This is a genomic window from Micromonospora sp. NPDC126480 (genome assembly GCF_040302465.1).
Classification (GTDB): domain Bacteria; phylum Actinomycetota; class Actinomycetes; order Mycobacteriales; family Micromonosporaceae; genus Micromonospora.
In genome coordinates this window covers 49,836-61,664 of sequence record NZ_JBEORU010000014.1, presented here as the reverse complement: position 1 = coordinate 61,664, position 11,829 = coordinate 49,836, and the positions used below count along the sequence as shown (strand labels likewise).

Here is an 11,829-nt window from a genome sequence, read left to right as displayed (position 1 = left end):
GGGGGAGACGTCCTTCCGAAACGACCCGATCCGGGTCCGCGCTGCGGAAATCGACGCCGGAGAATAACACGAGGACTGGCTCGTCATCACCCTCGGTGCCCGTCGTGTCGCTGATCGGTCAGCCCGGCTCCGCGGGCCGAACGGCGACCGTCAGCAGGTGCGCGCTGGCACCGAGCACCTCGGGGTCGCACTCCATGAGCGCCGCGCAGCGCAGCACCTCATCGAAGAGCCGCCCGTCCTCCGCCGGGCCACCGGTCACCGGCAGCAGCGGCCAGAGCGGGCCTTCGATTCCGTAGCGCCGCGGCGCCGGCAGCCCGGCGGCGTGGAACTCGTCGAACACCTCGTCCGGGCGGTGGAAGTAGGCGGTGGTGAAGCCGCCGACCGGGTCGTTCACCCCGGTCGTGTACGCCGCCAGCAGGGCCGGCCGGCTGCCGTCGTCCACCCGCCCCTGCCGGACGAGGTCCAGGAACGGTGCGTGCCGGCTGATCGTCGCGGCGGCCACCACACCGCCCGGGCGGGTCACCCGCACGGCCTCCCGCAGCGCCGCCATCCGGTCGGCCCGGCCGGTCAGGTGGTACAGCGGACCGAGCAGCAGCGTCACGTCCGCGACGGCGTCCGGCACCGGAAGGCGCCGGGCGTCGCCGACGGTGGCGCCCACCGCCGGGTACGCCCGCCGCGCCGCCGACACGTGCGCCGGAACCAGGTCGACCAGGTGGACGCGGTGGCCGAGACCGGCCAGCCACCCCGCGTAGGCGCCCGGACCGCCGCCGACGTCGAGCACCGTGGCCGGCGCCGGCGGCAGCAGCCGGGACAGCAGATCCCGGGTACGCGCCGCCTCCAGGCGCCCGAGTGGGCTGCGGTCCAGTCTGTCGGCCTCGACGTACCGGTCGGTGTAGAAGCGGACGACGTCCGGCTCGGGCTGAGTCATCCGTCGATGTTGCCGGTGGCGTCCGGGTGCCGCACACCGGTTTTCCACTCCGCGGCGGCGGTCTCCGCCCCACTGAAACTGTCGGTGGGTGGCCGTAACGTCCAGAGCACCGAAGCCGATCCGGGGAGAGACCGTGACCACTCTGGAAGACCGCCCCAACACCGCACTCCTCGTCGTCGACGTCCAGACCGGCGTGGTCGCGGGCGCCCACGAGCGTGACGCCGTCGTCGCCAACATCGCCCACCTCGTCGACAAGGCACGGCAGGAGCGGGTGCCCGTCGTCTGGGTGCAGCACTCCGACGAGGGGCTGATCCAGGGCAGCGACGACTGGCGCATCGTGCCGGAGCTGAAGCCGGCCGACACCGAGCCGCTCGTCGGGAAGAACTACGGCGACTCCTTCGAGGCCACGAACCTGGAGGCGGTGCTGGCCGGGCTGGGTGTCGGGCGGCTCGTCGTCACCGGCGCGCAGACCGACGCGTGCATCCGCTCGACGCTGCACGGCGCGCTCGTGCGGGGCTACGACGCCACCCTCGTCAGCGACGCCCACACCACCGAGGACCAGTCCGCCTGGGGTGCGCCGCCGCCGGCGCAGGTCATCGCACACACCAACCTCTACTGGACCTACCAGTCGGCGCCGGGGCGCACGGCCGGCACCGTGCAGACCGCCGACGTCGACTTCAACGGCGCGTCCTGACACGGTGCCTGTCGAGTCCCACCAGGATCACGCTGGAACGCAGATGTGGTGGCCTCCGCGAGTCGATGAGGCCACCACATCTGCCCTCCGGCACGATCCTGCCGGCTGATCCGTGGCCCAGTTGCTCAGGTGCCGACGGCGTAGCCGGGCACCGACGGCCAGCGCACGGTCAGCACGACCGACTCCTCCTCGGCGTACCAGGAGTGGTCTACGCCGTGGCCCCAGACGACGTAGTCGCCCCGGCGGGACAGCACCACCGTGCGGTCGGGCAGTTCGACCCGGAAACGACCGCTGATCAGCACCAGCAGGGCGGTGCGCTTCTCGCCGGTGACCCACTGCGCCCGGCGGTCGCCGGGTGGGTGCACACCCCACTTGATCTCCACGTCGCCGCTGTGCCGAGGATCGCCGACGGGCTTGAAGTATCCGAGCAGCCATCCGCGGTCGCCGGCGGCGTCAGCGTCGGCATTGCCGACGTAGATGGTGTCGGTCACGGGGGCCGACGCTAACACGGGACCGACAGGGGAATGCGTCGCCGGCCGGTCCGGCGGTGCCCGGCCGACGCCAGCCGGCCTGACGTCGCGCGATCGCGGTAGCGTCGTCGGCGTGGGTGGCGACTTCGCTTCGATCATGCGCGGGTTGATGGACAACCGCCGTCTCACCGCGCGAGCCGTCAGCCGCGCATCGGGACGAGCGGAATCGACGATCCGCCAGCTGCTCGTCGGCCGACTGTCGCCGACGGCCGAGTTGCTTCAGGACATCGCCCCGGTGCTGCAGATCGACGTCGCCGACCTGTTGGTCATTGCCGGGCTGCCGGTCGACTACGACGCGAGCCGACCGGGGCCGTACCAGGCGAGCCAGGAGATCGGGAGTCTCGTCGCTGCCGCAAGTTGGCTGACCCCCGAACAGGTCGAGCGGCTGACGACACTTGCAGGGGACCTGCGCAGCAGCAACGCCTGACCCGAGCTGCCCGGCCCGGCCGGTGAGCTGTGGCAGGTGGGGCGCGCCCGGCAGGATTCGAACCTGCGGCCTTGGGATTAGAAGTCCCCTGCTCTATCCGCTGAGCTACGGGCGCGTGCCGTGGATCGTCGCGCGAGAAGGGTACCGCCGCCTCCCCGCCCAGCGGGGAAACGGGTGGCGCCGGCCACGTCGGCGGCCAGCCTGCCACGGGGCGTCCCCACGGGTCACCCGGATTCCCGCCCCCGGCGGTCCAGCGCCGGTCAGGGCCGTACGCTCGGCGTCGTGCTGCTCGATCCGGACACCGAGAGCGACGTCGCGTACGAGCTGTGCCAGGTCTTCGGCCGGGCCATCCTGCCGTTCCGCGCGGGCGACGGTCTCGGCACCGCGTTCCTCTGCACCGTCGGCGGCGGCGAGTACCTGCTGACCGCCGAAGCGTTGACCCGGGCGCCGGTCGGTGAGGTCGGGCTGCGGCCCAGCGTCGTCGAGCCGGCGGACGTGGCGGGCGATTCGCTCACGCTGCCGGACTTCGCCGGGCGGTGGTCCCGCGAGCCGGAGCTCGGTGTGGCGCTCATGCCGACCGGGGGCCTGCACGAGCTGGCGGGCGACGCCGGCTGGCAGTGGCGTACCCAGCAGGTGCCGGAGGTGATCGTGGCCGACGCGGACGCTATCGCCGGGATCGGCTCGGAGCCGGGGTCGGCGATCGTCCTCGCGCTCGGCGTCGGTGACGGCGGCGCGCGGCCGCTGGAGGTGGCGATCGAACGGTACGCGCGGGAGGGCGACGCCGTCCGCATCACGGCGGAACTGCCCGACGGGTACGTCGGCGCGCCGGTCTTCGGCGTTCTGGCCACCGACGACGGCGAGCCCGGACTGTGCTGTCTCGGCTTGGTGCTGCCGGCCGAGCGGGGCGGGCATACGCTGGCGATGTTCGACCGTGTCCGGGCGGCGGTGGCGGACCGCGCCGGCTGACGGCCCGCGGCCGGGGCCGGCTGAGGCGACCGGAGAGGGCCGAGGGCGACGCCCGGGGGCGCGCCCGCGTCCGGCCGGTCAGGCCTGCGGCGCCGGCGTCTCCGCCTCGGTGGGCCGGCGGGGCGCCGCGACCTGGCCGTTGCCCGACGCCGGCTCGGCCCGGGCAACCGTCGGCCCGGCGCACAGGAATCCGTCGGCCCAGCGGCCGACCTCGGTGAAGACCTTCTCGCGTACGGCGGGACCGGAGAGGGTCAGGTCGTGCAGGCCGCCGTCGAAGCGGACCACCGTGACGTGCCGGCCCAGCCGGGGCGCCCAGCGGACCATGTGTTCCACGTCCAGCACGGAGTCGGCGAGGGCTGCCGCCTCCTGCCACTTCAGCCCCTTGTAGCTGCGCGTCGAGGCGGCCACCAGCACCGGCACCGGGACGTCCAGCCCGGCGCGGAGCTGCTGCTGGCCCCGGCGGATCGCGGCCAGCCAGCCGGCCCGCACCGGGAACCCGGCGAGCGGCTTCCACGCCAGGTCGTAGGTCCACTCGCCGCGGTGGTCGGCGTGGATGGTCTCGCCGTACACGGTGCCGAGGCCGGGACGGATGGCGCGCTTCGGCGCGGTGCGGGCCAGGCGCGCGACGGCGGTCATGCCCGGCCTGCGCAGCATCCACGGGAGGTTGAGGTCGAAGAAGGGGCTGTTCAGGAAGAGCCCGTCGACCGGGCCGGCGTCGCGCCGGGCGTGCGCCCAGAGCGGGAGGAGCAGACCGCCGGTGGAGTGGCCCATGCCGAGGACGACGTCGTGCTCCGCGCGCACGATCTGCGCGGCGGCGTCCAGCTCCGGGAAGTACTCGGCCAGGTCGAGGCAGAAGTTCGGCGTCTGGTGCGGCAACAGACTGCGACCGTACTTGCGCAGGTCGAGCGCGTAGAAGTCCCAGCCCCGCTCGGCGAAGAAGTCGGCGACGTGGGTCTGGAAGAAGTAGTCGGTGAAGCCGTGCACGTAGAGGACGGCCCGGCCGGTGGGCCGGTCCGCGCGGCGGCGGACCAGCGTGGCCACCACCGGGCCCTCGTCGTCGGTGCCCAGGTCGATCGTGTGCCGCTCGTACGGCGGCCCCAGCACGTCCGGTTCCACGACAGTGACGGTACGCGCGCAAGCTACCGGGCGGTAGCCCTCCTCCGGCCGGGGCGGGCGGAGGAGGGCGTACGCCTCAGGCCGTCTCCGCGTCGGCGCGGACCGGCTCGGTGTCGGCGGTCTGCGGCGGCTGGATGTCGCGCAGGTGCTTGTTGTTGCGGGGCTCCTGCCGGGTCTTCGCGTCGTTCAGGCGGCGCCGCAGGTCGTCCCGCACGTCGTTGAGGGCGGCGTGCAGGTCCTCCTCGGTCGAGGTCGTGACGATCTTCTGCCGACCGGCGATCCAACACTCCAGGGTGACCTTCTGGCCCTTCGTCTCGCGATCCTTGACCGACACCTCCAGCTCGGTGGCGTCGGCGTGGAAGCCGGCCAGCCGGGCGTCGAGGGTGGCGAACTGTTCCGCGATCCAGGCGCGGTCGCCCTGCGAGAAGCCCGCACCGACGCGTAGGCACTCCGCGACGGTGGCCGGGTTGGCCACGGCGCTCATCGCTGCACCTGCCGGTTGCCGGTGGTGGTGGTCTTCATGATCGCTGACCTTTCGTTCGGGGTTGCTGTGCCGTTGATCAAAGACGTACCCAACGACTTCCGATCCGGAACGTAATTGATCATGTCCACTACCTGCGGCGGGTCCCAGGGCCGCGCGGCCCTAGCACACGGGACCTTGATCAGGTCTTTGTCCACAGGCGGCCCGGTTGTCCACAGGTCGCGCCCGGCGGGTGGCGATGGCGGGCGACGACGACCAGGCTCGGTGCCGAGTCGACTCGCGAAGGCAATCCGATCTTTCCGTGGAGGGACGATGTTCGACACCTACGTCACGATCGTGGGCAACGTGCTCACCACGCCCGAGTGGCGGCGTACCACGCAGAGTCAGACTCTGGTGGCCAACTTCAAGGTGGCCTCCACCGCCCGCCGGCTGGACCGCGACAGCGGCCGCTGGGTGGACGGCAACAGCCTGCGCGTCCGGGTCAACTGCTGGCGGAAGCTCGCCGAGGGCGTGGCCGCCTCGGTGATGGTGGGCGACCCGGTGATCGTCTGCGGGCGCCTCTACACCCGCGACTGGACCGACGACGCCGGCAACCACCGCACGCTCTACGAGTTGGAGGCCGTCGCGGTCGGGCACGACCTGTCCCGGGGCCGGGGCCGGTTCCTGCGCAACCGCCCGACGACGGCGACCAGCGCCGTCGAGGACGCCGAGGCCGAGCATCGCGTGCACGGCGAAGCGACCGAGCCGGTTCCGGCCGCCGAGTCGCCCGCCCTGCTCGACGACCGGCCGCTGGACGACGACTTCGAGCTGCCCGGGTTGGCGGCCCGGGGCGTGCCGGCTCCGCTCGGCTTCGGCCCGGCGGAGCACCCGGACCGTCCCGCTGACGGTCCGAGCGACTCGATTCACGGCGGCACCGACCCGGGTGCGGACCTCAGCGGCTACTACCCGGCAGACGTGGACCCCGACGGTCATGGCGAGCCGGGCCCGGATCCGGACGTTGAGTCGCGCCCGGAGCGCGACGAGTCGGATCCGGGCGACCCCGGGCCCGGCGAGCTGTCCCCGCCGGCCGACGGTCCGGAGTTGGGCGGTGCCGCCTCAAGCCCGGTGAGCGCCGGGCGGGGACGGCGGGGCCGGGGACGGGTACCCACGCCCGCCTGAGCCGGCCGCCCGGTTCGACCCTCGACCCACACGTGCGACGAGGGCGGGGTGGCGGGGCCTGCGCGGACCGTCGCCCCGCGCGACGGGGGCGGGGTGGCGGCGCTGAGAGGACCGTCACCCCGCGCAACGCCGGCTCCTGGTCGGGCCGCACCGGCCGCCGGTGGGCGGGCGGGGCTGAGGGCGGCGCTCGGTTAGGCTGGCCGGCCGGAGGTGATGGCCGGTGCGGCAGGCGACCGCGGTGGGGCTCGTCGCCGGGTATGCGCTGGACGTGCTCTTCGGCGACCCGCGCCGGTGGCATCCGGTGGCCGGCTTCGGCCGTGCGGCCGGGGCGCTCGAGCGGCGGATCTACCGGCCCGACCGGGCGGCGGGTGCGGCGCACGCGGCGGTGGCGGTGGGTGTGCCGGTGCTGCTGGGCATCGCCGCCACGGCCGCCACCCGCCACCGGCCGGTGGCGCGTGCGGCGCTGGTGGCCGCCGGCACGTGGACGGTGCTCGGCGGCCGGACGCTGCGGCACGAGGCCGAGGTGATGGGCCGCGCGCTGCGCGACGGGGACCTGCCGGCGGCCCGGCAGCGCCTCGGCCACCTCTGCGGACGGGACCCGTCCGCACTGGAGGAGCCGGAGCTGGCCCGCGCCACCGTCGAGTCCGTCGCGGAGAACACCTCCGACGCGGTCGTCGCCCCGCTGTTCTGGGGTGCCGTCGCCGGCCTGCCCGGGCTGCTGGGCTACCGCGCGGCGAACACCCTCGACGCGATGGTCGGCCACCATTCACCCCGGTACGCCCGGTTCGGCACTCCGGCCGCCCGCCTCGACGACCTGCTCAACCTCGTACCGTCCCGGCTGACCGGCCTGTTGACGGTCGCCGCCGCCCCGGTCGCGCGTGGTGACCGGGAGCGGGCCCTGCGGGTCTGGCGCCGGGACCGCAACGACCACCCCAGCCCCAACGCCGGGCAGTGCGAGGCGGCGATGGCCGGCGCGCTCGGCGTGCGGCTCGGCGGTCGCAACGTCTACTTCGGCCGCTCCGAGGTCCGCCCCTTCCTGGGCGACGGGCCGCGCCCGGAGGCCCGCCACCTTCCCCGGGCCGCCCGCATCTCCGGTGCGGTCGGGCTCGCCGCGCTGGGGCTCGCCGCGGCGTACCCGCTGACCGTCGGCCGGCTGGTGGACGTCGTCAGCCGCCGCGCGGTTGCCCTCGGGCTGTCGGCCGTGCGCAGGAGGGGGCGGTGAGCGGCGGGCTGCTGGTCGCCGGCACCACCTCCGACGCGGGCAAGAGCGTGCTCACCGCGGGCATCTGCCGGTGGCTGCGGCGGCGCGGCGTGAAGGTGGCGCCGTTCAAAGCGCAGAACATGTCCAACAACTCGGCCGTCGTGATCGGGCCCGACGGGCGTGGCGGCGAGATCGGGCGGGCACAGGCGATGCAGGCCGCCGCCTGCGGTCTCGCGCCGGACCTGCGCTTCAACCCGGTGCTGCTCAAACCGGGCAGCGACCTGGCCAGCCAGGTGGTGCTGCTCGGGGAGGCGGTCGACACGATCACCGCCGGCACGTTCCGGCAGCTGCGGCCCCGGCTCGCCGGGACCGCGTACGCGGCGCTGGCCGAACTCCGGGCCGCCTACGACGTGGTGATCTGCGAGGGGGCCGGCAGCCCGGCGGAGATCAACCTGAGGGCGGGCGACTACGTCAACATGGGGCTCGCCCGGCACGCCGGCCTGCCCGCGATCGTGGTCGGCGACATCGACCGGGGCGGGGTGTTCGCCTCGATGTTCGGCACCGTCGCCCTGCTGGACCCGGCCGACCAGGCGCTGGTCGCCGGGTTCGTGATCAACAAGTTCCGGGGCGACCTGGGCCTGCTCCGACCGGGGTTGGACATGCTGCACCAGGTCACCGGCCGGCCCACGTACGGGGTGCTGCCCTGGTCACTGGACCTGTGGCTGGACGCGGAGGACTCGCTCGCGTACGGGCGGGTGCTGGGGCGTCCGGACGCGCCGCGCGGCACCGAGTGGTTGGACGTGGCCGTCGTCCGGTTGCCCCGGATCAGCAACGCCACCGACGTCGAGGCGCTCGCCACCGAGCCCGGCGTGCGGGTGCGCCTGACCGTCGAGCCGGCCGAACTCGCCGCCGCCGACCTGGTCGTGCTTCCCGGTTCGAAATCGACAGTGGCGGACCTGGCCTGGCTGCGGGAGACCGGGCTGGCCGACGCGGTGCTGGCGCACGCCGCCGCCGGCCGCCCCCTGCTCGGCATCTGCGGCGGGTTCCAGATGCTGGCGCGCGCCATCGACGATCCGGTGGAGAGCCGGCGGGGCAGCGTGCCCGGTCTCGGCCTGCTCCCGGTCGAGATCACCTTCGACCCGCGCAAGACCGTGCGGCAGTCGGCCGGCACGGCGTGGGGTGACGTCCCGGTGCACGGCTACGAGATCCACCACGGATACGTCTCGACCGCCGACGCGGATCTCGCGCCGCTGCTCGCGTACGACGACGGCTCCGGTGAGGGCGCCGTCGCCGGCGCCGTGTACGGGACGCACTGGCACGGCGCGTTCGAGTCCGACGGGTTCCGCCGCCGCTTCCTGACCGAGGTGGCCCGGCAGGCCGGCCGGGACGGCTTCCGGGTCGCGCCGGACACCTCCTTCGCGACGGCCCGCGAGCGCTCCCTGGACCTGCTCGGCGACCTGGTCGAGGAGCACCTCGACACGGCCGCGCTCTGGAATCTGATCGAGTCCGGCCCGCCCGCCGGCCTCCCATTCATCCCCCCAGGCGCCCCGCCCGGCTGACCCGTCATCCCCCGAGGCTCGCGCCACCCCTCGACTCGGTGATGGGGAAGGGGGAGGGGGTCAGGGGCGGACGTCGGCGGGGCGGTCGGACATCGGCAGTCCCGCCTCCCGCCAGGCCTCCACGCCGCCGATCACGTCGGTGGCCCGGTGCAGGCCGAGCGCGCGCAGGCTGGCGACCGCGAGGCTGGAGCTGTAGCCCTGGCGGCAGGCCAGGACGATCTTCAGGTCGTACCCGGTCGCCTCGGGGATCCGCCAGGTGCTCGCCGGGTCCAGCCGCCACTCCAGGACGGTGCGGTCGACCACGATCGCGCCGGGCAGCTCACCCTGCTCCCGCCGCTGCCGCTCGGTGCGTACGTCGATCAGCAACGCCCCCGTGCGGACCGCCTCGACGGCCTGGTGCGGGGTGAGCCGGCGCACCCCGGCGCGGGCCTGTTCCAGGAGGGCGTCGACGCCCGGACTCATCACGCTGTGGGACACGAGCCGATCCTGCCGCCCCGCCGGGCGTTCCGGCGGTCGAACGGCCCGGCTGTCACCATGACCGCCCGAACGGGCGACGGCCCCGGGGAGCGCCCCGCACGGTACGGGTGACCGGCAGCGGGGCAGGCTCCGCGTCGCCCGCTACCGTCGGCCCGTGGTGGTCGCGGTGATGGAGGCGTACGCCCAGCTGGCGCACCGGGTCCGGGAGGCGCCGGCGCGGTTGGGGCGTACCCGTCTGGTGGCCGTCGACGGGCCCAGCGGCGCGGGCAAGAGCTGGTTCGCGGCGCGGCTCGCGGACGCCCTCGCGGCACTGCCGGGCGGTGCCCGGCCGCCGGTGGTGCACACCGACGACCTGCTCGACGGCTGGGACGACCAGCTCACCTTCTGGTCGCGGCTGGAGGAGTGCGTGCTGGCACCGGTGCGGGCGGGCCGCCCGGGCGCGTACCGGCGGTACAGCTGGGTGCGGCGCGCGTTCCTGCCCCGGCCGGTGCCGGTGCCGGTGGCGCCGGTGCTCCTGGTCGAGGGGGTGAGCGCCGCGCGGGCGGCGGCCGGGCCCGACCTCAGCCTCGCCGTGTTCGTCAGCGCCCCGCCGCGGCTGCGGCTCACCCGGGCGGTGGCCCGCGACGGCCCGGGGATCCTGCCCGAGCTGCGCCGCTGGCACGCGGGTGAGCGGGCCCACTTCGCCGCCGACGGCACGGAGGAGCGGGCGGACCTGGTGGTCGACGGCGCGCCCGACGTGCCGCACGACGCCCGTCACTACTACGTGCGTCGGGCCCGCAGCCGGGGCGTGACCGGTGGTGGCGACCACGGTACGGGCTGAGCTGCCACTCCGCGGCTCGGGCGGTGCGGCCCGGTAAGGGCGGCATACGATGCCGGTCATGACCACACCGATCATGTCCGAGTCCGACCTGCGGGCCGCCGTCGAGCGGGAACTGCCCGGCGTCCGCGCGGACCTCGAACGCCTCGTCCGCATCCCCGGCATCGCGTTCGAGGGCTTCGACCACTCGCACGTGGAGCGCTCCGCCGAGGCGGTCGCCGAGCTGCTGCGCGGCTGCGGCCTCGACGTGAAGATCGTGCGCTCCGGCGGCCAGCCGGCCGTGATCGGGAAGAAGGCCGCCCCGCCCGGCGCGCCGACGGTGCTGCTGTACGCGCACCACGACGTGCAGCCGGTGGGCGACCTGTCGAAGTGGGAGTCGGACCCGTTCGAGCCGGTGGAGCGGGACGGCCGCCTCTACGGGCGCGGCGCCGCCGACGACAAGGCCGGCATCATGGCGCACGTGGCGGCCCTGCGCGCGTTCGGCGACGCGCTGCCGGTCGGCGTCGTGCTGTTCATCGAGGGCGAGGAGGAGTACGGCTCGGACTCGCTGGAGGCGCTGCTGGCCGAGCACCGCGACGAGATCGCCTCGGACGTCATCGTGATCGCCGACTCCGGCAACTGGGACATCGGTGTGCCGGCGCTGACCACCTCGCTGCGTGGCATCGTCAACTGCTTCGTCGAGGTCCGCACGCTGGACCACGCCGTGCACAGCGGCATGTTCGGCGGCGCCGTTCCGGACGCGCTGACCACGCTGGTCCGGCTCCTCGCGACCCTGCACGACGACGCGGGCGACGTCGCCGTCGACGGGCTGGTCGGCCGCGAGGGCGCGGTCGTGGACTACCCGGAGGACCGGATCCGCGCCGAGGCGGGCCTCGCGGAGGGTGTGCAGTTCATCGGCACCGGCCGGATCACCGACCGGCTCTGGACCAAGCCGGCCCTGGCCGTGCTCGGCATCGACGCGCCGGCCACCGCGGAGGCCCCGAACGCGCTGGTCCCGGCCGCGAAGGCCAAGCTCAGCGTGCGGCTCGCGCCGGGCGACGACCCCAAGCGGGCGTACGCGGCGCTGCGCGCGCACCTGGCGAAGCACGCCCCCTGGGGCGCGCGGGTGACCGTCACGTTCGAGCACGACGGCGACCCGTGCGTCATCGACGCCTCCGGCCCGATGTTCGACGCGGCCCGCTCGGCGTTCCGTACCGCCTGGGACGGCACCGACCCGGTCGACATCGGTGTCGGCGGCTCGATCCCGTTCATCGCCACCTTCCAGGAGATGTTCCCGCGGGCCGCGATTCTGGTGACCGGTGTGGAGGATCCGCACGCGCGGGCGCACGGCCCGAACGAGAGCCTGCACCTGGGCGAGTTTGCGCGCGTGTGCCTGGCGGAGGCGCTGCTGCTGCGCAATGTGGCCGGAGCCGCCCGCGGGTGACGCCGGTGTCGGAACCGTAACTTCCTGGTTCATCTGGGAGTTTGCGGTGTGT

The 11,829-nt window shown here is 74.4% G+C and carries 13 protein-coding genes and 1 tRNA gene; 8 read left to right on the top strand and 6 right to left on the bottom strand.

What is annotated here, in order from left to right; genetic code table 11:
* Window positions 1–118: 118 nt before the first annotated feature.
* The gene (locus ABTW87_RS15365) at window positions 119–928 is read right to left on the bottom strand and encodes a class I SAM-dependent methyltransferase (RefSeq protein ID WP_350651445.1); all 810 of its coding nucleotides are present in this window, start codon (window positions 926–928) and stop codon (window positions 119–121) included.
* 133 nt (window positions 929–1,061) lie between these two features.
* On the opposite strand from ABTW87_RS15365, the gene ABTW87_RS15360 reads away from it, so the two are divergent.
* A complete protein-coding gene (locus ABTW87_RS15360; protein ID WP_350651444.1) occupies window positions 1,062–1,622 on the top strand; it encodes an isochorismatase family protein in 561 nt (186 codons plus the stop codon).
* Between the two features lie 125 nt (window positions 1,623–1,747).
* On the opposite strand, the gene ABTW87_RS15355 is transcribed toward ABTW87_RS15360, so the two are convergent.
* Window positions 1,748–2,113, bottom strand: coding sequence for a cupin domain-containing protein (locus tag ABTW87_RS15355; RefSeq protein ID WP_350651443.1), 366 nt, complete (start codon window positions 2,111–2,113; stop codon window positions 1,748–1,750).
* 112 nt (window positions 2,114–2,225) lie between these two features.
* Here ABTW87_RS15355 and ABTW87_RS15350 point away from each other — a divergent pair, with 112 nt between their 5' ends.
* Window positions 2,226–2,579 carry a helix-turn-helix domain-containing protein gene (locus tag ABTW87_RS15350; protein WP_350651442.1) on the top strand — a complete coding sequence of 118 codons (354 nt, stop codon included), beginning with the start codon at window positions 2,226–2,228 and terminating at the stop codon, window positions 2,577–2,579.
* A 42-nt stretch (window positions 2,580–2,621) separates the two neighbouring features.
* Here ABTW87_RS15350 and ABTW87_RS15345 read toward each other — a convergent pair.
* Window positions 2,622–2,694, bottom strand: a tRNA-Arg gene (locus ABTW87_RS15345).
* Between the two features lie 167 nt (window positions 2,695–2,861).
* On the opposite strand from ABTW87_RS15345, the gene ABTW87_RS15340 reads away from it, so the two are divergent.
* Complete coding sequence (locus tag ABTW87_RS15340) at window positions 2,862–3,545, top strand: hypothetical protein (protein WP_350651441.1); 684 nt, start codon at window positions 2,862–2,864, stop codon at window positions 3,543–3,545.
* Window positions 3,546–3,623: 78 nt separating this feature from the next.
* On the opposite strand, the gene ABTW87_RS15335 is transcribed toward ABTW87_RS15340, so the two are convergent.
* Window positions 3,624–4,661: an alpha/beta hydrolase gene (locus ABTW87_RS15335; RefSeq protein ID WP_350651440.1), complete on the bottom strand. Its 1,038-nt coding sequence runs from the start codon at window positions 4,659–4,661 to the stop codon at window positions 3,624–3,626.
* 76 nt (window positions 4,662–4,737) lie between these two features.
* Entirely contained in the window at window positions 4,738–5,145 is a 408-nt protein-coding gene (locus tag ABTW87_RS15330) for an HPF/RaiA family ribosome-associated protein (RefSeq protein WP_350651439.1), read from the bottom strand.
* Window positions 5,146–5,454: 309 nt separating this feature from the next.
* Here ABTW87_RS15330 and ABTW87_RS15325 point away from each other — a divergent pair, with 309 nt between their 5' ends.
* The 3 genes from ABTW87_RS15325 (at window position 5,455) to ABTW87_RS15315 (ending at window position 9,060) form a co-directional block, all read left to right on the top strand.
* Window positions 5,455–6,300 carry a single-stranded DNA-binding protein gene (locus tag ABTW87_RS15325; RefSeq protein ID WP_350651438.1) on the top strand — a complete coding sequence of 282 codons (846 nt, stop codon included), beginning with the start codon at window positions 5,455–5,457 and terminating at the stop codon, window positions 6,298–6,300.
* A 220-nt stretch (window positions 6,301–6,520) separates the two neighbouring features.
* Window positions 6,521–7,522, top strand: a complete 1,002-nt coding sequence (locus tag ABTW87_RS15320) for a cobalamin biosynthesis protein (protein WP_350651437.1) — start codon at window positions 6,521–6,523, stop codon at window positions 7,520–7,522.
* Window positions 7,519–9,060, top strand: a complete 1,542-nt coding sequence (locus ABTW87_RS15315) for a cobyric acid synthase (RefSeq protein ID WP_350651436.1) — start codon at window positions 7,519–7,521, stop codon at window positions 9,058–9,060. Before ABTW87_RS15320 ends, ABTW87_RS15315 begins: the two co-directional genes overlap by 4 nt.
* 60 nt (window positions 9,061–9,120) lie before the next feature.
* On the opposite strand, the gene ABTW87_RS15310 is transcribed toward ABTW87_RS15315, so the two are convergent.
* The gene (locus ABTW87_RS15310) at window positions 9,121–9,522 is read right to left on the bottom strand and encodes a rhodanese-like domain-containing protein (protein WP_350651533.1); all 402 of its coding nucleotides are present in this window, start codon (window positions 9,520–9,522) and stop codon (window positions 9,121–9,123) included.
* 169 nt (window positions 9,523–9,691) lie between these two features.
* Here ABTW87_RS15310 and ABTW87_RS15305 point away from each other — a divergent pair, with 169 nt between their 5' ends.
* The gene (locus tag ABTW87_RS15305; RefSeq protein ID WP_350651435.1) at window positions 9,692–10,357 is read left to right on the top strand and encodes a uridine kinase family protein; all 666 of its coding nucleotides are present in this window, start codon (window positions 9,692–9,694) and stop codon (window positions 10,355–10,357) included.
* A 73-nt stretch (window positions 10,358–10,430) separates the two neighbouring features.
* A complete protein-coding gene (locus tag ABTW87_RS15300; protein WP_350651532.1) occupies window positions 10,431–11,777 on the top strand; it encodes a dipeptidase in 1,347 nt (448 codons plus the stop codon).
* Window positions 11,778–11,829: the final 52 nt, after the last annotated feature.

Excerpts from the sequence above, each read along its gene's own strand:
- ABTW87_RS15325 (WP_350651438.1), top strand. The coding sequence starts at position 5,455 with ATGTTCGACACCTACGTCACGATCGTGGGCAACGTGCTCACCACGCCC.
- ABTW87_RS15310 (WP_350651533.1), bottom strand. The coding sequence starts at position 9,522 with ATGAGTCCGGGCGTCGACGCCCTCCTGGAACAGGCCCGCGCCGGGGTG.
- ABTW87_RS15365 (WP_350651445.1), bottom strand. The coding sequence starts at position 928 with ATGACTCAGCCCGAGCCGGACGTCGTCCGCTTCTACACCGACCGGTAC.
- ABTW87_RS15300 (WP_350651532.1), top strand. The coding sequence starts at position 10,431 with ATGTCCGAGTCCGACCTGCGGGCCGCCGTCGAGCGGGAACTGCCCGGC.
- ABTW87_RS15330 (WP_350651439.1), bottom strand. The coding sequence starts at position 5,145 with ATGAGCGCCGTGGCCAACCCGGCCACCGTCGCGGAGTGCCTACGCGTC.